13 protein-coding genes, 2 tRNA genes and 1 pseudogene are annotated in these 18,866 nt (G+C 61.6%); 5 read left to right on the forward strand and 11 right to left on the reverse strand.

Features of this window, described 5'->3' with window-relative positions; translation table 11 throughout:
* Positions 1 to 6 precede the first annotated feature (6 nt).
* The 6 genes from C2U47_RS21750 to cmoM form a co-directional block, all read right to left on the reverse strand.
* On the reverse strand, positions 7 to 480 hold the full coding sequence (locus C2U47_RS21750; protein WP_103261898.1) for a cupin domain-containing protein: 474 nt from the start codon (positions 478 to 480) through the stop codon (positions 7 to 9).
* A gap of 288 nt (positions 481 to 768) precedes the next feature.
* Positions 769 to 1,155, reverse strand: coding sequence for a septal ring lytic transglycosylase RlpA family protein (locus tag C2U47_RS21755; RefSeq protein WP_103261899.1), 387 nt, complete (start codon positions 1,153 to 1,155; stop codon positions 769 to 771).
* 150 nt (positions 1,156 to 1,305) lie between these two features.
* Positions 1,306 to 5,733, reverse strand: a complete 4,428-nt coding sequence (gene mukB / locus C2U47_RS21760) for a chromosome partition protein MukB (RefSeq protein WP_010674846.1) — start codon at positions 5,731 to 5,733, stop codon at positions 1,306 to 1,308.
* Positions 5,734 to 5,778: 45 nt separating this feature from the next.
* Positions 5,779 to 6,516 carry a chromosome partition protein MukE gene (gene mukE / locus C2U47_RS21765; protein ID WP_029314572.1) on the reverse strand — a complete coding sequence of 246 codons (738 nt, stop codon included), beginning with the start codon at positions 6,514 to 6,516 and terminating at the stop codon, positions 5,779 to 5,781.
* Complete coding sequence (gene mukF, locus C2U47_RS21770) at positions 6,497 to 7,816, reverse strand: chromosome partition protein MukF (RefSeq protein ID WP_029314574.1); 1,320 nt, start codon at positions 7,814 to 7,816, stop codon at positions 6,497 to 6,499. Before mukF ends, mukE begins: the two co-directional genes overlap by 20 nt.
* A gap of 114 nt (positions 7,817 to 7,930) precedes the next feature.
* Positions 7,931 to 8,707, reverse strand: coding sequence for a tRNA uridine 5-oxyacetic acid(34) methyltransferase CmoM (gene cmoM / locus C2U47_RS21775; protein ID WP_010674849.1), 777 nt, complete (start codon positions 8,705 to 8,707; stop codon positions 7,931 to 7,933).
* Between the two features lie 128 nt (positions 8,708 to 8,835).
* On the opposite strand from cmoM, the gene elyC reads away from it, so the two are divergent.
* The 4 genes and pseudogenes from elyC to C2U47_RS21795 all read left to right on the forward strand — a co-directional run bounded on the left by elyC (position 8,836) and on the right by C2U47_RS21795 (position 12,707).
* Entirely contained in the window at positions 8,836 to 9,621 is a 786-nt protein-coding gene (gene elyC, locus C2U47_RS21780; RefSeq protein WP_041211480.1) for an envelope biogenesis factor ElyC, read from the forward strand.
* A 135-nt stretch (positions 9,622 to 9,756) separates the two neighbouring features.
* A complete protein-coding gene (gene tpiA / locus C2U47_RS21785; protein WP_029314576.1) occupies positions 9,757 to 10,512 on the forward strand; it encodes a triose-phosphate isomerase in 756 nt (251 codons plus the stop codon).
* A 143-nt stretch (positions 10,513 to 10,655) separates the two neighbouring features.
* Positions 10,656 to 11,627 (forward strand): 6-phosphofructokinase, encoded by a 972-nt coding sequence (gene pfkA / locus C2U47_RS21790; RefSeq protein ID WP_010674852.1) that lies wholly within the window; start codon positions 10,656 to 10,658, stop codon positions 11,625 to 11,627.
* A gap of 112 nt (positions 11,628 to 11,739) precedes the next feature.
* Positions 11,740 to 12,707, forward strand: a pseudogene (locus C2U47_RS21795) (IS1595 family transposase).
* Here C2U47_RS21795 and C2U47_RS21800 read toward each other — a convergent pair.
* Positions 12,643 to 13,496 (reverse strand): IS5 family transposase gene (locus C2U47_RS21800; RefSeq protein ID WP_103261584.1). Its coding sequence is split into 2 segments (ribosomal slippage): positions 12,643 to 13,154 and positions 13,154 to 13,496, totalling 855 coding nucleotides; the frame shifts between segments, so codons are not numbered across the junction. The pseudogene C2U47_RS21795 and the gene C2U47_RS21800 overlap by 65 nt on opposite strands.
* A 1,371-nt stretch (positions 13,497 to 14,867) precedes the next feature.
* Here C2U47_RS21800 and C2U47_RS21805 point away from each other — a divergent pair.
* Positions 14,868 to 16,124 carry an amidohydrolase gene (locus tag C2U47_RS21805; protein ID WP_041211482.1) on the forward strand — a complete coding sequence of 419 codons (1,257 nt, stop codon included), beginning with the start codon at positions 14,868 to 14,870 and terminating at the stop codon, positions 16,122 to 16,124.
* Positions 16,125 to 16,195: 71 nt separating this feature from the next.
* Here the strand turns inward: C2U47_RS21805 and yjjG are convergent, their stop codons facing one another.
* From yjjG to C2U47_RS21825, 4 genes are all read right to left on the reverse strand, one after another.
* The gene (gene yjjG / locus C2U47_RS21810) at positions 16,196 to 16,876 is read right to left on the reverse strand and encodes a pyrimidine 5'-nucleotidase (protein WP_010674855.1); all 681 of its coding nucleotides are present in this window, start codon (positions 16,874 to 16,876) and stop codon (positions 16,196 to 16,198) included.
* Between the two features lie 33 nt (positions 16,877 to 16,909).
* Complete coding sequence (locus C2U47_RS21815) at positions 16,910 to 18,394, reverse strand: M17 family metallopeptidase (RefSeq protein ID WP_041211483.1); 1,485 nt, start codon at positions 18,392 to 18,394, stop codon at positions 16,910 to 16,912.
* Between the two features lie 144 nt (positions 18,395 to 18,538).
* Positions 18,539 to 18,615, reverse strand: a tRNA-Met gene (locus tag C2U47_RS21820).
* A 96-nt stretch (positions 18,616 to 18,711) separates the two neighbouring features.
* A tRNA-Met gene (locus C2U47_RS21825) sits at positions 18,712 to 18,788 on the reverse strand.
* Between the last annotated feature and the right edge of the window lie 78 nt (positions 18,789 to 18,866).

Below are 18,866 nucleotides of genomic sequence, written 5' to 3' on the forward strand. Positions count from 1 at the left end.
GCCCCCCTAGTAGGGGCTGCCATCCTTGTGTCTGGCTGACCAGGCACCATCGGCACCCTGTACCAGGGCCAGATCGTCGTCGGGATAGTCGACGGTATCCCCTGGCAGCCTGTCCCCCACCTCGAGATAGACGGCGTCCACCTCACCGTGGTTGAGCAACTGGTGGGCCAGGCCGCTGCCCCCCTTGAAGCCGATGCACTCCCCCGGCGACATCCGGTACTCCTCCTCCCCGTGGCGCAGGGTGGGATTGCCCGAGAGTACATAGACGAACTCGTCCTGCAGGCCGTGATGGTGCTTGAGCGCCGAGATGGCCCCCGGTGCCAGGGTCGTCAGATTGACCCCGAAATTGGCGAGGCCGAAATGATCCCCCAGCCTGCGCCGGGTGCGGTGCTTGACCAGGGAAGCAAAGGGCTCCGGATAGAGGGACTTTGCCTTGTGCTCGGGGATGGCCATTGCCTGAATGACGCGTTTGTCAGTCATGTTCTGATCCTCCCTGTGAATGACGTCTCTCTTTATAGCCTGCTCCTTAGCGACAAAACATGGGCAGGGGGTTGAAGGGGTGTCTCACACACCATGTCATGCCCGGTTGCCGCCAGATGGTAAAGACGCCCTGATTTTCGTTTGGCTATCTTAATGGCACACCGGAAAATGGGAAGTCGCGTTGGCGACCTCACCAATGGAATAAAGAAGATGGCCCGCGATCACTGGAAAATGCCCTCTTCCAGCGGCCCGGGTATGGAGGGGCACCGGCACATGCAGACCCGGTGACTAGAGCACCTCAATCCTGACCTTGATAAGCCCGGATCGGGGATTGCCGATGGCGCTGAACGCTGCCCTGGAGAGATCGATGATGCGCCCGCGGGGGAAATTGCCCCTGTCGTTGACCCGCACCACCACGCTCTTGTCGTTGGCCAGGTTGGTGACCCTGACCAGGGCGCCAAAGGGCAGTGTCATGTGGGCAGCGGTGTTGGCGTGGCGCTGGTAAGGCTCCCCGCTGGCGGTGCGCTTGTTGTGGTAGCGATCGGCGTAATAGGAGGCGAGCCCCGTCTCGCTATAGCCTCGCCAGTTGCCCGCACTGCCTGCATCAGGCTGGCTGCTGCAGGCGGCCAGCAGCAGGCACAGGGAGGCCAGCAGCCTTTTTTGTCGCGTCGTCATGCGTTGCTTCCTCGATGGGACAGAGCGACCAGCATCGCCAGTCGGGCTTCCGTTAACAGGGGCCTACTCTCTCATATTTCCCATGGAAAACGGGAGGCCCAGGCCTCCCGTTTTGCGTATCGCTCCGTCAGCCCCTGTCAGGGGAAGGGGTCAGGCGATGAGCTTGTCGTCGGCGAAGCCAAAGCCGCGCAGCCCCACCACATGCACATGTTCGTGCTTGCCCTGCACCTTGCGGATGAGCTTGTAGGTGGTGCCCTTCTCGGGGCTGATGTTCTCGGGCGCCGCGATAAGCAGCTGCATGTCCTGGCGCTCGCACAGCTCGAACAGGGTGGCGATGGATTTGCCATCAAGCCGCGCCGCTTCGTCCAGGAACAACAGGCGGCAGGGAGCGATGTCCTTGCCGCGCAGGCGGCGGGACTCCTCCTCCCAGCTGATGAGCACCATCAAGAGGATGGCCTGACCGGTGCCGATCGCCTCGCCGGTGGAGAGGGCGCCACTCTCGGCCCGCAGCCAGCCGTCGGCCCCGCGCTGCACCTCGATCTCCAGCTCCAGGTAGTTGCGATAATCCAGCAGCACGTCCCCCATCACCTGATAGTTGCGCTCCCCCTGCTCCACCTGCGGATTGAGACGCTGGAAGAGCTTGGCCATGGCCTCGGAGAAGCTGAGCTCCTTGTCGGCGAAGAGATCGTTGTGCATGGCGCTCTGATCGGCGAGTGCGGTCAGGAGGCGAGTGTGGGCCTCGCGGATATTGACGTTGAGACGCACCCCGCGCACCAGACCGAAGGCGATGTTCTGCAGGCCCTGGTTCAATACCCGGATGCGGTTCTGCTCCCGGCGGATGATGTTGGTGATCTTGGCCGCCACCTCGTGGGAGGAGAGGGACAGATGGGTTTCCCGCTGCTTGAGCTCATCGGCGAGGCGCGCCAGCTCGATCTCCATCTCCTCGATGGCTTCAACCGGATCGTCCGAGCGGATGATGTCGTTGCGGATGCGATCTTTCAGGTAACGGTAGACCTGCACGTAGAAGGTGACCTTCTGCTCGGTGCTGCGGTTGCCTTCCGACAGACGCAGCGCATCGCGCAGGGCCTCGTCGTGGGCCACCGCCACCCGCAGGGCGCCGAGGGCCTTGTCCGACATGGAGCGCAGCTCGTCGCTGTCAAGATAAGCCAGCTCGCGCTTGTTCAGACGCTTCTCGACGTCGGTCTCCCGTGCCAGACGCACCACCCGCGACCAGCTCGCCTTGTGACCCACCAGGGATTTGCGGGCGCTGTAGTAATCCTTGCCTTCGAGCTTGAGACGACCGCCAAGGGATTCGATTTCGCGCTTGCACACCTGCAACTGGGCCTCGGCGCTGGTGCGGCGGGTCCGGGTGCGGATAAGCAGCTCTTCAATCTCTTTCTTGTGGGCACGGGCCTTCTCTTCCATGTCATCCGACAGGGTCAGCCCCATGGCCGCCAGCTCCTGCTCGAACTCCGCCAGGGTCTGCCCCTTGGCCGAGGCGCTGGAATCGAGCGCCGTGCGCAGTTGCAGCGCCTCGGTGTGGCGCTGGGTGATCTGCTTGTGCTGCTCACCGGCGGTGCGGGCGGCAAGCTCTGCCGCCTTGAGCTTCTCTTTGAGTCGCTCGCTCATCTCGGAGGCCTTGCCCAGCAGATCTTGCGCATCCTGATAGGCAAAGTGCGGCAAACGGGCCACCAGCTGATCGAGGGCGTAGCAACGGCGCTTCTGCTCGGCCAGCAGGTCGCTCACCTCGTCAAAGGCCGCCTGCAGGGCCGCCAGATCCTGGGGATCCTGGCGCAGCACCTGCACCATGGTTTCCAGTTTTTCCAGCGCCTTGCCGTGCCTGGCGATAAAGGCTTCGGCTGTTTTAAGGGCCTCCACATCGGCGTGAGCCGCCTCGAGGCGGGCCGCCAGGTCTGCCTCGGCAAACAGGTGGGCAAAGGGCAGCATCCCCTGCACCAGCTGGATATGGCGGGTCAGCTGGGCGGCGGCGGCTTTGGCATCACTCAGCTGCTTGTCGCACTCGGCGATGGTTTCTTGCAGCTTTCGCTGCTCGTGCTGCTTGGCCTGCACCTCGGCTTCGGGGTCCGGGCGGAAGGCGATATCCAGATGCTGGCCGATAAAGTCGCGGAAGTGGCCGTAGAGACGGTGGTACTTCTGCTGCTCGAAGGCGGCCTTGGCGTAGCCCTCGATGAGGTTTTCCCGCTCAAGATCGAGCTGCTCGATCCGTTTTTCCCGGGCGGCGCGGCCAAACAGCGGCAGCTCGGGGTAGCGGGAGAAGCGCACCTGACGTTTGCTGGTGCGCACCAGCACGGCGTCCCCCAGCTCATCCGCTTCCACCAGATCCTCGTCAAAGGAGTCGGGGTTGCCCTGGATGAGGTAGATATCTTCCGGGCAATCTTCCAGCTTTTTCAGCCGCTCGATGGCGCCTTCGAGGTCGAGCACCACCAGGGCGCTGCGAGCCGGGCCGTAGAGCGCGGAGTAGTAAGGGGCATCATCGATGGAGATGTCGTCATAGACGTCCGAGAGCAGCACGCCCCCCACCTGCTCGGCGATGCGGGCAAGACGGGGATCCGCCTCGCCGGCACCCAGCTGCAGGTTGCGAATTTGCAGCTCCAGCGCCTGTTTCTGGCCCTGAATGCGGTTGCTCTCCTGCTCGAACTCCCGCTCCTTGTCGAGCACGCTCTGCATGCCGGAAGAGAGTTCTTCGGCGGTGGCCAAGGCCAAGCCACTCTGCTCGCGCAGTTGCTCGAGTTTTTCAAAGGATTTGAGCCAGCGCGGGGCCAGCTTGGTCAGCTCCGCGATATCGCGACCCAGCTGAGTGCCCTGATGCTCGAGGCTGGCGCGGCGCTGATTGGCCTCTGCCTGCTGCTCGGAGAGCTCCTCCTGGCGGGTGCGCTGGGCTTCGAGGAAGATCTCCAGCTCGTCCTGGCTAGCAATGTGCTGACCAGACGCCTGGGCCAGCTCGTCTCGCAGCCGCAAGAGCGTCTTCTGGCTTTCGCTCTCTTTCTCGAGGCGAGCCAGCGCGGCGCGCAGACCCTGCCCCTGGGCAATGCGGGCCTTGTCTTCGATGTGGCGCTTGAGCAGCGCCTGCGCGGTGGGCCAGGCAGCCTCGCGCACTGTCTCGGGTGCGATGCTGAGCAGCAGCGTCAGCGCCGCTTCGTGTTCGGCCACCGCCGCCTTGGCCAGCGCCAGCTGCTGCTCGGCCCCCAGCACCCGGCTGGTGAGGCTCTGCTCGGCTGCGCGGAACTGGTGCAGGGTGTCGCTCGCCTGCGCAGGCTCGAGCCCCGGCAGTTCGCACTGCTCGCGGGCGTTTTCCAGGGCCTGCACCGCCTGACGGTACTGGATGGCGCGGGTCTGCTGGATATCGAGCGCCTGCTGGTAGTCGGCCAGCTGGGTCTTGAGGCTGTCCACCTCTGCCTGGGCCAGCTCCTTGCGCTCCTCCACTTCCAGCAACTGGCCGTGGATCTCTTCCACCACCGCCTGCTGCTGCTCGAGCTTGTCGTTGAGCTCCGCCAGATCGGCGCGATAGAGGGCAATCTTCTTTTGCAGGGCCACGGCCGCCATCACCTTGGCCAGGTGCTCGGCGGCGGACTCCAGCTCGTCGGTCAGGAGCTTCTCGCGGTTGGTGAGCTGATCCACCTCGTCCGCCAGATAGATGGCGCGCTGCTTCTCCTCGGCCAGCAGACGGCGTTTGCCGGCGAGCTCAGAGCGTGCCTTGAGGGCCAGCTCGGAGAGGCGGCTCTTCTCGGCAGCGCCCCGCACATACTCCGCGGCCACATAGTGGGTGGTCTCGGTGATGAGATTCTTGAAGAGATCACGCTGACCTTGGGTCTCCTTGATGGCTTCCAGGGTGCGGCGGTTCTCGTAGATGGCCGCCTCCATGTCCTGGAACGCCTTGCGTACTCCGGAGTTCTCCGGCAGCAGGTATTCACGCAAGGAGCGGCTGATGGAAGACGAAATACCGCCGTAGAGGGAAGCTTCGATCAGGCGGTAGAACTTGCCGCGATCCTTCTGATCCCGCAGTTTCTTCGGGGTGATGCCGAACTCGAACATGAAGTTGTGATAATCGGTCACCGTATTGAACTTGGCGACCTTGATGGCGCCAAGCTCCGCTGCCGCCCCCTTCAGATCGGCGAAGGCACGTACCCGGCCCTTGCCGTCGTCGAGCTTCTCCAGCAGCAGATCCGTGGGCGCCAGGTGCTCGGGCACATCCACCAGGGCGAACGGGGTGATGTTGACCTTGTTGTCACGGTTGGCCACCTGTTCGAGGTGGACGCCGACCCAGATCCGCTGCTCGCGGCTGTTCATCACTTCCAGCAGCGAATAGCAGTGGCCGCGCTGCAGCTTGCCGTAGAGCCCCTTGTCGCGGGACGCGCTGGAGGAGCCCGCCTCCGTGGTGTTACGGAAGTGGAGCAGTGACTGGTCGGGAATGAGGGCCGCGATAAAGGCCGCCATGGTGGTGGACTTGCCCGCGCCGTTGCCGCCGGACAGGGTCGTGACCAGCTGGTCGAGATCGAAGGTGCGGGCGAAGAAGCCGTTCCAGTTGACCATGGTCAGGGATTTGAATTTGCCTCTCACGCCACACTCTCCATCAAACCGGCAGACACCATCAGTGCCGGCACATTAACGTTGCAGATCATCTTCCACCTCCAGCTCCAGCTGCTCTTCGTCCAGATCCTCTTCGATATCCTCGAACAGGGAATCGCTGCTCGGCATCTCGTCGTCGTGGAAAATGGCCTCCCCTTCCTGGATCATCCGCAGTTGCACCGCGCGAGGATCCTCGTCGGAGCGCACATCGGCGGCGAAGCGGAACACGGACTCGTTGACCCGGAATTTGTCGCTGTTGCCAAGGGGGGTGATCATCCCGAGGCGCTTGAGGCGACGCATGGAGGTGCGGATCTTCTCGAGGAGCTTCTTCTTGTCCAGATCCGTGCCGCCGGAGCGGCTGTTGACCATGCGCAGCAGTTGCTTCTCGTCCGCCAGACTCAGCACCTCTTCTTGCAGCTCGCCCATGGCGAACACCCCTTCAGAGGCGAGCCTGTCCGGGCTCAGGAAGAGGTAGCAGAGCACCTTGCCCACCAGCATATCGAGCTCAGATAACACTGTTGTTCCGATGTCTGCGCTCGGGCGCGGACGCAGGTAGAAGAAGCCTTCCGGCGCCTTGATGAGTTCCACCTGATAGCGGCCGTAGAAGATCTCCAGCTCCTGGTGGTACTCCACCAGGGCCGAGTGCTGCTCGAATTCGTCGGCACTGATGTGGCGACCGGAGCGCAGGGCGGTGTCGATGCGCGGAAACAAGGGGTTGGCGATGGCCTCTGCGAGACGCAGGGGCAAGGGGAATTCAGTATTGATCGATGACATAGGCCTGAACCTTGGATCCAGCTTGGTTGATGGGTTTCCATGCGGGTTGGCGGTGGTGCTCGCGCTCACCGCTGGCATGGCCGAGACGCACGGCCTGATCGATCAGGAGGCGCGCCACGTCGAAGTGGGCATGAGCCGGGTAGTCCAGCAGGTATTCCCGCAGCACGTCGGCAAGATCCAGCCGATCTCCCTGCTCCGGGTAGCGGGCCAGGTAGCGCTCGATGCGCTCCGCCAGCTCCTGGTTGATGTCCACCATCTCTACGTACTCCATCTCGAGGGGCACCTCGCCGGTCACCTCCTCGTCGTGGATGGCGATGGTTTCATCCCGCAGCTCCAGCAGACGGGGCTCCTCGGCCACGCGCAGCAGCCAGTTGTGCTGCTCGAAGTTGCGGATGGATTCCCGCAGCCGCTGGCTGAAGGCGCGGTTCTTGTCCATGTCGATGGCGTTGCGGATGAACTTGTGAACGTGCCTGTCATAACGGGACCAGAGCTCGATGCACTGCTGGCCCCAGGCGGTGATGACGTCCAGACGCCCCTGCAGGGCGTGGGTCAGCTCCTCGACGTGGAACAGATCATCACGCCCCTGGGCCGCTTCCTGAATGTTGAGCAGCCCCGCCTGCAGGCGGTGGCCGGCGGCGTCCAGGGTGTCCTGCAACTCGCGCAGGGTCTGGCCGGTCTCGTGCAGGAGCTTCTCGCAGCTGTGGATGGCATCGACCCAGTTCTGGGTCAGCAGGGCCGCGATCTCGCTCTTGACCTGGTTTTGCTGCTCGTCCATGGCGCGCTGGGTGAGATCGATGCGCCCGAGCGTCTCTTCCAAGGAGAAGGAGAGGCGCGGCAGCACCTCGGCGTCCCACTGCTCCCGGGTGTTGGTCTCGAGCGCCGCCTTGCGGGCGGTGTCGAGCTCGGCCGCCAGGTGCTCGAGCAGGATGGAGAGCTTGATGGAGTCCACCTGGCGCTGATCCATGAAGAAATCGACGATGCTCATGCCAAGGCGCGACAGGCGGTAGAGGCTCTCCCCCGCCACCATGTCGGTGGTGAAACGCGACAGCAGTTGCTGACGAATGAGATCGTTGATGGCGTTGTTGGCGCGACCGGTGAGGGTCTCGTCCATCTGGCCGAAGGCACTGCTGACATAGCCAAAGGCATCGTGCAGCGCGGCCTCCGAGAGATCAGACTCGTCCTCGGAGAGCGTCTTGATCGCTATCAGAAAGGCCAGCCTGTCGGTGGGGAGGTTCAGCGCCAACCCCTCCTGTCTGACCCATCCCACCGTCTCTGGCAGGGTACGGGATGTACTCATCATGACGTTATCATCTCGTTGTTATAGTCGGCAGGTCTTTGCCTGCCGTGGTGATATAGGCCGGGGTCGGTGGCGCCCCGGCGGCTGGATCCCGCATCGTATTCATGCCGGTGGGGCTCAACCGGCCGGTTTCTGGGCCATCACATGGATGTAGCGCCCCAGGGAAACAAAGGGCTCCTGGCGGCAATATTGCTGCTCCATGGCCAGCAGGTCCTCGAACTTCTCGACCTGATCCTGCTTGTGGCGCATGTAGTCGTGGATGACACGCACCCCGGTCTTGCCGATGATCCGCAATCCCCCCCGGCCTATCCAGTCATAGACCTGCTCCGGCAACTGGGGATTGGTGGGTGTCAGGGCTGTCTGGCGTTTCTTGCGAAGGCCCAGGCGCACATAGTCAAAATTGCCCACCACCAGGCTCTGGAACAGGAGGCCGTGACGATTGTAAAAAAGCAGCGACAGTATGCCCCCAGCCTTGACGAAAGGGAACAGACCCAGCAAGGTCTGGCGCGGCTCGGCGAGCCACTCCAGTACCGCGTGACAGAGCACCAGATCGAAGGTGCCGGTCACGTGTTGCTTGAGCTCCTGAATGGGGCAATGGATGAGACGAATTCTGTCTTCCAAGCCCTTCTGGGCGATCTGCTCCCGGGCCAGATCCAGCATTTCTGCCGACAAATCGCACAGCTCCACCTGATGGCCCATGGCCGCCAGTTTCTGGGCGAAGTAGCCAAAGCCGCCGCCGGCATCCAGGATGCGCAGCGGCCGGTTGCCCAGGCGCGCCAGGCAGGCTTCGATGTCACTCCAGACAATGGTGGTGCGAATGCGCCCCTTGGTGGAGTCGTAAATGTTGCGAGCGAACTTGTCCGCGCGCCCGTCAAAACTCTGATCTTGCTTCAAGACACACTCATCTTCGACCGCCCCGCCATGAGGGCCGCAGGAGGAACCACACAGGATTGGGCCACAGGAAAAAAGAGGGGTATTCTGTCACATCCCGAATTTGCTGAAAACTCAAGGACGTGTCTGTCGTGTTCGAGCTCAACTTCTTTGTCATCAAGAAATGGCTGGGCCATCTGCTGATGCCGCTCCCCTTCTCTCTCTCCTTGTTGGTGCTGGCGCTCGTGCTGCTCTGGTTCACCCGCTTTCAAAAAAGCGGCAGGCTGCTGGCGACCCTCTCCTTGGTGATCATTGCCCTGATGGGGACGCGGCCGGTGAGCTACGAGCTGGCCCGCAGCCTGGAGCAGACCTATCCCCCCTTCGAGGTGAGCCTGCATCCGGACATCCAGGCCATCGTCGTGCTGGGCAACGGTCATGTGAGCGATCCGGCCATCCCAGAGCGCGCCTGGCAAAACAACATCTCCCTGGCGCGCACCCTGGAAGGAGTTCGCCTGGCTCTGGCCTATCCAGAAGCCGAGCTGGTCTTCTCCGGCGCCGTGGCCGGGGATCCCCTGTCGAACGCCGAGGTCAACGCCCGCATGGCGGCCAGCCTTGGCATCCCGCGCGCGCGCATGACGTTGTTTGAAAACAACAAAGACACCCATGACGAGGCGGTCAGCATCGCCGCCCACCTCAACGGCAAGCGGGTGGCGCTGGTGAGTTCGGCCACCCACCTGCCCCGGGCCATGGCCCTCTATCGCAGTCAGGGACTCGATGCGGTGCCTGCTCCCACCGATTACACCGCCAAGCAGAGTCAGGAGCCGCAACCCCTCTACAGTTACCTCCCCAAGGGACGTTATCTGATGTATTCCGAGGCTGCCATTCACGAGTGGATTGGGGTATGGTGGGCCCGTTTGCGTGGGCAGGTCACCGAGTGAGCAATCGCGCCTTGCATTCCTGATTTGGATCAGGAAAGCGAAAAAAAATTACGTCATTTGCCGCCGGGTCAGCTATCTTGGGCTCGGTTCAATTCATATAATGTTGCGCAATCAAATGCCTAGGAGATATAGAAGATGAGACAGCACCTGGTAATGGGTAACTGGAAACTGAACGGCACCAAGGCTTCTGTAGAAGCCCTGATCAAAGGACTGACCCCGGCCGCTGCCGCTCATCCTTCCGTGCAAGTGGCCGTCTGCCCGCCGGTTATCTTTTTGGGTCTGGTTGAACAGCTGACCGCTGGCAGCAAGATCGCCTACGGTGCCCAGAACGCCGACGTTCACGAGTCCGGCGCCTTCACCGGCGAAAACGCCCCCTCCATGCTCAAAGCCTTCGGCTGCACCTACTCCCTGGTCGGTCACAGCGAGCGTCGTACCCTGCACGCAGAGACCGACGACGTGGTGGCTGCCAAGTACGAAGCCATCCAGAAGGGCGGCCTGATCCCCGTGCTGTGCATCGGTGAAACCCTGGCCCAGTTCGAAGCCGGTACCACCAACCAGGTGGTCGAGACCCAGCTCAAGGCCGTGATCGATCGCTGCGGCATCGCCTCCTTCGAGAACGCCGTCATCGCTTACGAGCCGGTATGGGCCATCGGCACCGGCAAGACCGCCACCCCGGAGATCGCACAATCCGTGCATGCTCACATCCGTCAATACCTGGCCGGTTTTGATGCAGCCGTGGCTGCCAAGGTACAGATCCTGTACGGCGGCTCCGTGACTGGCGCCACCGCTGCCGACCTGTTCGGCCAGCCGGACATCGACGGTGGCCTGGTGGGTGGCGCGTCCCTGAAAGTGGACGACTTCTCCCAGATCATCGCTGGCGCCGCCAAGTAAGCGCCAAGCAAAGAGGGGCCCCGCCCCTCTTTGCATATCGCTTTCCTATGGACCCTCTCGCCATAGGAAAGCCGATATAGTAAAAGCGGCCAGCCGTATTTTTCAGAATCTTGATTTTCGACAACTCAGATCCAGAGGCACTCATGACCAAACAAATCAAACGTATTGGTGTTTTGACCAGTGGTGGTGACGCACCGGGTATGAACGCAGCCATCCGCGCCGTGGTGCGCGCCGGTCTGCATCATGGCCTGGAAGTTTACGGCATCTATGATGGCTACCTCGGTCTGCACCAGGACCGTATCGTCAAGCTCGAGCGTCACAGCGTTTCCGACGTCGTGAACCGTGGCGGTACATTCCTCGGCTCCGCCCGTTTCCCCGCCTTCAAGGATCCGAAAGTCCGTGCCGAAGCGGTCGAAAACCTGAAGAAACACGGCATCGACGCCCTGGTGGTCATCGGCGGTGACGGCTCCTACATGGGTGCCAAGAAGCTGACCGAAGAGGGCTTCCCCTGCATCGGCCTGCCGGGCACCATCGACAACGATATCGCCGGTACCGACTTCACCATCGGCTTTGATACCGCTCTGAACGTGGTGGTTGACGCCATCGACCGCCTGCGCGACACCTGCAGCTCCCACCACCGCATCTCCGTGGTCGAGATCATGGGCCGCCACTGCGGCGATCTGGCCATGTCTGCCGCCGTTGCCGGTGGTGCCGAGTACGTGATCGTGCCGGAAGTGGCCTTCGACAAGGAGAAGCTGCTGCAACAGATCAAGGAAGGGGAAGCCAAGGGCAAGAAGCACGCCATCATCACCATCTGCGAGCACGTCACCGACGTCAACGCCCTGGCGAAAGACATCGAGGCCATGACCGGCCGCGAAACCCGCGCCACCATCCTGGGTCACATCCAGCGTGGCGGTTCTCCCACTGCCCGTGACCGTATCATGTCCAGCCGCATGGGTGCCTTCGCCGTCGAGCAACTGCTGGCAGGCCAGGGTGGCCGCTGCGTCGGCATTCAGGGCAACGAGATGGTGCACCACGACATCATCGATTGCATCGAGAACCTGAAGCGCCCGTTCAACCAGGAGCTGTACGATCTCTCCACCACCCTGTTCTAAAGGCTGTGGTCTGACAAAAAACCCTCCTCTGGAGGGTTTTTTTATGGCGCTGTCCCAATTATGTGTTGGAAGGCTAATCTGGAAGTAGGTCATCACCGCGAGGACCTTCATCATGGATACGCCAGCCTTCCAACACCTGTTGTCCCTCTTTCCATTACTTACTCTGCGTCAGCGCCGTGTCGCTCAGCATGAGCTCGCCGCTCCACACCCGATTACGTCCCTCCATGCCCAGTTACCCACATGCTGCGGCTGTCCCCACTGCCAGGCGGATGCCACCCAGCTGGCCCCCTGGGGCTGGAGCCGTGGGCTGCGTCGTTAACGTTGTAAGCAGTGTCGGCAAACCAGCTCCCTCCTCACCAAGACGCCTTTGGCCAGATTACGTAAGGCTGAGCATTGGGAGGACTACGCCCAGGCTCTCATCGACGGGCTCACTGTCCGCCAGGCCGCCGTCCGCTGCGGTGTTTGCAAGAACACCGCCTTCTTGTGGCGTCACCGCTTCCTGAAGGCGATGGCAAACCACCAGGCAACACGGGAAGAAGGCATTGTGGAAGTGGATGAAACCTTCTTCCTCGAATCGTTCAAGGGGCAGCGAGGGTTGCCTCGTCCGGCAAGACATCGTGGCGGGAAAGGGCGTACCCGGGGGACAGGGCGGGCCATCAAGCCGACTTTCAGCTGGAAAGGCTGGATGCGCAGACGGTGAAAGCGGTGTTGCAGCCACTCATCGCGCCCGATGCAGTGCTCTGCAGTGATGGTGCAGGGGTGTATGCCAGTTTCAGCCAAGCGCGGGGCATAACACATCAGGTGGTGTACAACCGTCGAGGTGAGCGAGTCATTGGGGCATACCACATCCAGCATGTGAACGGATATCACCGGCGGTTGAAGGAGTGGATGGAACGATTCCATGGAGTCGCAACCCACTACCTGAGGAATTATCTGGGCTGGCGCAGGATGCTGGAACGTTACGGCAGGGAGGTAAATACCAAGATGTGTTTGCATGAGGCGCTAGGCTGTGTTCTCAAAATGCTGGTTTTCTGTCCACACATAACTCGCGCAAGTAGCGAAGGCAGAAAGCCAGTTTGATAAAGGCTGCAAAACTCTTGGCTAGCTTTTCATATCTCGTTGAAAACCGGCGAAACTTCTTCAACCAACCGAAGCACCGCTCCACGACATTGCGCCTGCGGTAATGCACCTTGTCCAGTACCAATGGACGCCCCTTATGGCGGCGTTGCTGGTCGCTGCGTTGCGGAATGACCGCTTTTATCCTTCTCCGCCGTAGCTCGGCTCGAAAGGCTTTGCTGCTATAGGCCTTGTCTGCGGCAAGATGCGCTGGCCGTGTTCGGTAGCGACCTGATGACGTTGGTATCCTCGCCATGGCCAACGCGCTTGTTGCATAGCTGATTTCTGCTGATTGCCCCGGTGACAGGCAGAAGCTCAGTGGTAAGCCATGACCGTCCGTGACCAAGTGAATTTTGCTGCCGAAACCTCCCCGCGAACGGCCAAGGGCTTGATTCATTGAGGTGTTTTTTTACGTGCACCGGCAGCATCTTTGGATGCTCTGACATTGGAGCCGTCCAGGCACCACAGGTCGAAATCGATGAGCCCTTCTTCATTGAGCTTGAGTTGCAGCGCTTCCAGAATGGCATCAATCCGGCCTGCATCCTGCCAACGCCGGAAGGTGTTGTAGACCGAATTCCATGGTCCGAAACGTTCTGGAAGGTCTCGCCAAGGAGCTCCGGTGTGGAGTATCCAGAGAATGCCATCGAGCACTTGGCGCGGTTCACGGGTAGGGCGCCCGATCAGGCTTCGAGAAGGAAACTGGGGCTCGATAAGCCCCCATTGTGCATCAGTCAGCTGATAACGGCGGGACACGGAATGGATCTTAAGCTGTTGAGAAGATGTGAGATTATATCTTCATCACTTTTAAGAACACAGCCTAGGGCACCCGATGCAACACGTAATTGGGACATAGCCTTTTTTATGCGGGCTCCTCACCCCCTCCTCCCCCTGCGGGGGCCCGACTATCCACTCGCCACTGTCGCCATGTCTTACCCCTTGCCCGGCGGCCCTGAGCCTCTGACCCCACAACCTTCTCCTTTACTTCTTTTCCCCGCTTTTCTGCTTGCTCACCTTGTTCGCGACGGGTCTGGATAAAGGCCCTCGTGCCGCAGTGCCACGGCCCTGCGCCAGGCCTCCCCTGCCCTTCATCTCATCACACTGGCGCCATATAGCAACCCGGGTAGGCCGACGATATCGCCCGCTTCCCCTGCGCGCGGGCCCGGTGGCTCGCCCCCCCAAGAAAACAGCGAAAAACGGGGCTTCCGGCCACCCAAGGCCCCATGAAGATCGCTCCCCCATTTTCCCGCCTTCCCCCTTCCCTTCCATGCTCCTTTGGCGGCCCTTTTGTCGTTTTTTCGTTCTCTTTTTGCTCCCATCCTGTTTGGGATGAGCAGAAAATTGAGCCTTCATCGGATAACCCTGGCTGGCAACAGCCTTGCAGACTGGGGTTAGGACACAAGTCGTGAGAAAACATGACATGGAATGACAAAACCTGGCTGACAGCCACCAACCCCCCTAGGACGACACCAATCGGCGCATCCCGCAGGCCATTTTGCTGACTAAAAATGGAGATCACCACAAAGACCCCAATCGGAACCACAAAGGAAAGAGTCACAAAAACAACGTAACTAAATGTATTTAAAGACTTTATACGCATACCATTTCACTGGCATCACCATAAAACCCTTTTCAGGACAAAAAACGCCCTTAAACTTGGGAAAATGCAGCCATATTTCACCGCCAAACCATTTTCGCCTCATAATTACATTCTTCGTTGTTTTATCGTTCTGTTGTGGTATCTTGGTTCCATCATGAGCCAACCAAGGGAGATAAAATCATGAAAGAGTTCGTAGTTACCGCCGTTTTCACCGTGTTTTTCACTCTGGTTGCCGTCTCCATGCCGTCGCTGGCACAGCTCTAAGTCGGTCAATCAGCCATCTGCCCCCTCTGCACCAGAGGGGTGGTTCAAAAAACAGACTGCAACATGGGTTTTTGACGCACTCTGGCAAAGGATGATGCCAAGCCATCTTTGAATGCGATTTGCGCACACAAAACGACCTCGTCGACATCCATGCTATCTTTCAAGGGGAGCCCGGACTCCCCTTGTCGCATCTCCCCCTGCGGGATTTACTCTTGCCCCCTGCCCGTCACAATGGCCGCTGGATTTGCCACGCAGGAACCACCATGACTCAGGATGCCTTGCGCCACTGGCGCCGCGACCTTCATCGTCACCCCGAAGCCGCCTGGTGTGAATTTCGCACCACCACCCTCATCGCCCAACACCTCAGTGAACTCGGTTTCTCCATCATGCTGGGGGATCAACTGCTCGCCAGCACCCTCATCATGGGACGGGAAATAGACGTCCAGGCCCAGAAGGCCCGTGCCCTGCACCAGGGGGCGCATCCGGAGTGGATGACGCGGATCGACGCACTCACCGGCGTGATGGGACTCTGGGAGAGCGGGCGCCCCGGCCCCACCCTGGCGTTTCGCTTCGATATCGATGCGGTGGAGGTCGAAGAGAGCCAGGAGGCGTCACACCTGCCCGGCCAGGGAGGCTGGCACTCCGCCAACCCGGGCTGGATGCACGCCTGTGCCCACGATGGCCACACCGCCATCGGGCTGGTGCTGGCCGAGCGGATCGCGGCCCTCGCCGATCGCCTCACTGGCCGCATCAAGCTCTTCTTCCAGCCGGCTGAAGAGGGCTGCCGAGGCGGCAAGGCGCTGGCGGCAGGGGGGCAGCTCGACGACGTGGACGCTCTGCTGGCACTGCACATCGGCATTCACGCGAGCAGCGGTGAGCTGGTGGTCAACCCCACCGAGTTTCTCTGTTCAACCAAATTCGACGTGGAGTTCATGGGGCAAGCCGCCCATGCGGGGCTCGAGCCCAACGCGGGCCACAATGCCCTGGCGGCGGCCTGCATGGCCACCACCGCCATGCTCGGCATTCCCCGCCATCGGGACGGCATGACCCGCATCAACGTGGGGCAGCTCAACGGCGGCAGTGGACGCAACGTCATCCCGGGCCATGCCCGCCTGATGGGGGAGACCCGTGGCGCGACGCCGGCCCTCAACGACTACATGTTCAATCAGGTGCAGCAGATTGTGGAGGGGGCGGCCCTGATGCAGGGCGCGACCTACCACATCCGCAAACAGGGGGAAGCGATCGGCATCGAGAACAGCCCAGCCCTCATCGAGGAAATCGTGCCTCTCGCACAGGGGATCTCCCTTGATACCATCCACACCCGCCGCTTCGGGGCCAGCGAGGATGCCGGTTTCCTCATCGAGCGGGTACAGCAGCACGGCGGCGAAGCCGCCTATCTCATCCTGGGAGCCAACCTCGCGGCCCCCCACCATCATCCGGAGTTCGACTTCGACGAAGCCGTGCTGGCCCCCGGAGTGGCCTTGCTGGAGGCCTGGTTGCTCGCCCGCCTCGGCCGCTAGCAGACGCCGGATGCAAACAAGGCAGCCCATGGGCTGCCTTGTTTTTTTACACCCTTGCGGGCATAGAGGACCTACTCTCCCAGCACGATCGCGCAGAGATGGGCGAAGTGGTGGATCTCGTGGGTCGCCTCGCACGGGCCTGTCTCCCGTCCCGGGTTGTACCAGCAGGTGGCAAGCCCCTGGGCGGCGGCACCGGCGATGTCGGTCTTGGGATTGTCCCCCACCATCAACACCCGCGCCGGGCTCGGCTGACCCATCTGCGCCAGGGCATGCTGGAAGATGGCCGCCGCCGGCTTGGTCACTTGCACCTCGTCAGAGATAACGAGAGGCTCAAACCAGCTGTTCCAGCCCAGTTTGTCGAGGCGCCCGCGCTGGGGCAGGCTGAAGCCGTTGGTGATGATCCCCATTCTGACCTTGCTCTTCAGGGCCTGCAGGGTCTCCTCCACCCCCTCCAGCGGCACGCTCAGGGCGATGATCTGCTGCAGGAAGGTCTCGTTCATCGCCATGGGCGCCACGTTGACCTGCTCGGCAAAGAGCGAAAAACGGGTCTGCTGCAGGTGGGTGGCGTCAATCTCCCCTGAGTTGTACTGCTGCCAGAGCCGCTGGTTGAGGGCATGGTACTCCGCCATCTTGGGGGGAGTCGGCGCCACGCCGTAGATCTGCAGGGTCCGCTCCAGCGCCCTGGCGACCGGAAAATCGAGCAGGGTTTCGTCCAGATCGAACAGCACCCAGTCATAGCTTGCTTGTTTCACGCTTGTCCTTATTGATTGTGCTTGGCCACGTTGTCATGCGTCGGGCGCACCCATCCCCAGAGGGCTGTCGAGCAGGGTCAGCGTCAGCCTGACACCAAAGCCGGTTACCTCGCTGCCCACCACGCCATTGCCCCCCTTGTTGCGAAAACCACTCAGGTCGAGGTGCAACCAGGGAAGCTCGGCGGGCACGAAGTGCGTGAGAAAACGGGCGGCATCGATGTGATCCGGGGAGGCGCCCGGCGCGCACTGTAACAGATCGGCCCACTCGCTATCGAGGTTGTCATCGTAATCCTCGTCCAGGGGGAAGGGCCAGACTCGTTCCCCGCTCTGCTGGCCCAACGCTATCAGAGTGGTGAGCCACTCGGGGCGGTTGGTGAAGGCGCCGCTGTAACGGCTGCCGAGCGCCCGTTTGCAGGCGCCAGTCAGGGTGGCGTAGTCGATCAGCAAGTCGGGTTTGTCCCCGGCCGCCAGGGTCAGGGCATCCGCCAGCACCATGCGCCCCTCGGCGTCGGTGTCCACCACTTCGATGGTGGTGCCGTTGAGGGCGGTCACCACCTCACCGGGCCGGAAGGCCTGCGGGCCGATGTGGTTCTCGGCGATGGCGAGCCAGCAGTGCACCTCAACGGGGAGTTTCGCCCGGCTGATGGCCAGCAACGTGCCAAGGGCCACCGCGCTGCCCCCCATGTCCAGGTGCATGCCATACATGCTGCCACCGACTTTCAGGTTGTAGCCACCGGAGTCGTGGCAGATCCCCTTGCCCACCAGCGCGACGCGGCGCACCGGGTTGGCCGGGCAGTAACTGAGCCTGACGATGGCGGCCTGACCGTCCGCCGAACCACGGGCCACCGCCAGGAAGGCGCCAGCCCCCTTCTGTGCCAGGGTCGTCTCATCAAACTCCTGCCACTGCCACCCCTCCTGCTGCGCCAGCTCCCGGGCATAGGCTCGGTAATGACGGGCATTGAGCTCGGACGCTGGCAGCACTGCCAGGTGGCGAGCCAGACCGTTGCCTTCGGCTTCTGCGCTCAGGCGGGTCATGTCCAGCTCGCAAGGGGGGGAAAGTTGCAACTGCTGATAACCCGGTCTTGTCGCCTCACTCCGTTTCTGGGTCGGCAGGGTCACATCGGCGGCGAGCAGGCAGGCAAGCACCACCCTTGCCAGTTGCGCGCGGTGCTCATCGTCAAAGCCCTCCAGATGGAGCGCCAGGTGCGTCGCCTTGAGGCCCGCCAGCGAGCCCACCCAGCTGCGCACCTGCTTGTAGAGCCGATGATCCAGGACCGGGCGGGCATCCATGAAGATCACCCGTTGCAGCCCCTGACTGTCGTCGAGGGAATAGGGGGCCTTCTGACCCAGGGCTATCTGGGTTGCCACGGCGGCAAAGGGAGGCGTCGCCAGCAGGGTATCGCGCGCTGAGTCGGCAATGAGCAGGAGTTTGACGGCTGTCGGCCCTGCCATTACCTCGGCGAGGGAGGTGTTCTGCATCGTGATTTGGGGAGAAGAATAGCTAAAAGGGGTCATCACAGGGTGCGGCCTCATCCATGAACAGAAAGCAGGATGATACCGAACAAATGGCGAGAGGGATCGGAAAAACACACATTATTGTGTGCAAGCAACAGATGCTGGAGGGGATCAGAGAGGTAATGCAGAAGAAAATCAGTCAGAAGTTGGTTGCGGGGGCCGGATTTGAACCGACGACCTTCGGGTTATGAGCCCGACGAGCTACCGAGCTGCTCCACCCCGCGTCCGAATTGCATTGCCACCACAAAAAGCAGAGCAGTTGCTTCTTGCTGTCTTCGTCTCCACCACAGGCGCTAGCGCTTGCCATGGATACAAATAGTTGGTTGCGGGGGCCGGATTTGAACCGACGACCTTCGGGTTATGAGCCCGACGAGCTACCGAGCTGCTCCACCCCGCGTCTGAATTGTATTGCCACCACAAAAAGCAGAGCAGTTGCTTCTTGCTGTCTTCGTCTCCACCGCAGGCGCTAGCGCTT

Origin of the sequence: Aeromonas sp. ASNIH7, from assembly GCF_002903485.1 — a bacterium.
Taxonomy (GTDB): domain Bacteria; phylum Pseudomonadota; class Gammaproteobacteria; order Enterobacterales; family Aeromonadaceae; genus Aeromonas; species Aeromonas caviae.

Bases quoted from the DNA above. Each gene is read 5' to 3' on its own strand.
- C2U47_RS21750 (WP_103261898.1), bottom strand. From the start codon at position 480: ATGACTGACAAACGCGTCATTCAGGCAATGGCCATCCCCGAGCACAAG.
- C2U47_RS21755 (WP_103261899.1), bottom strand. From the start codon at position 1,155: ATGACGACGCGACAAAAAAGGCTGCTGGCCTCCCTGTGCCTGCTGCTG.
- mukE (WP_029314572.1), bottom strand. From the start codon at position 6,516: ATGTCATCGATCAATACTGAATTCCCCTTGCCCCTGCGTCTCGCAGAG.
- mukF (WP_029314574.1), bottom strand. From the start codon at position 7,816: ATGATGAGTACATCCCGTACCCTGCCAGAGACGGTGGGATGGGTCAGA.
- tpiA (WP_029314576.1), top strand. From the start codon at position 9,757: ATGAGACAGCACCTGGTAATGGGTAACTGGAAACTGAACGGCACCAAG.
- pfkA (WP_010674852.1), top strand. From the start codon at position 10,656: ATGACCAAACAAATCAAACGTATTGGTGTTTTGACCAGTGGTGGTGAC.
- C2U47_RS21805 (WP_041211482.1), top strand. From the start codon at position 14,868: ATGACTCAGGATGCCTTGCGCCACTGGCGCCGCGACCTTCATCGTCAC.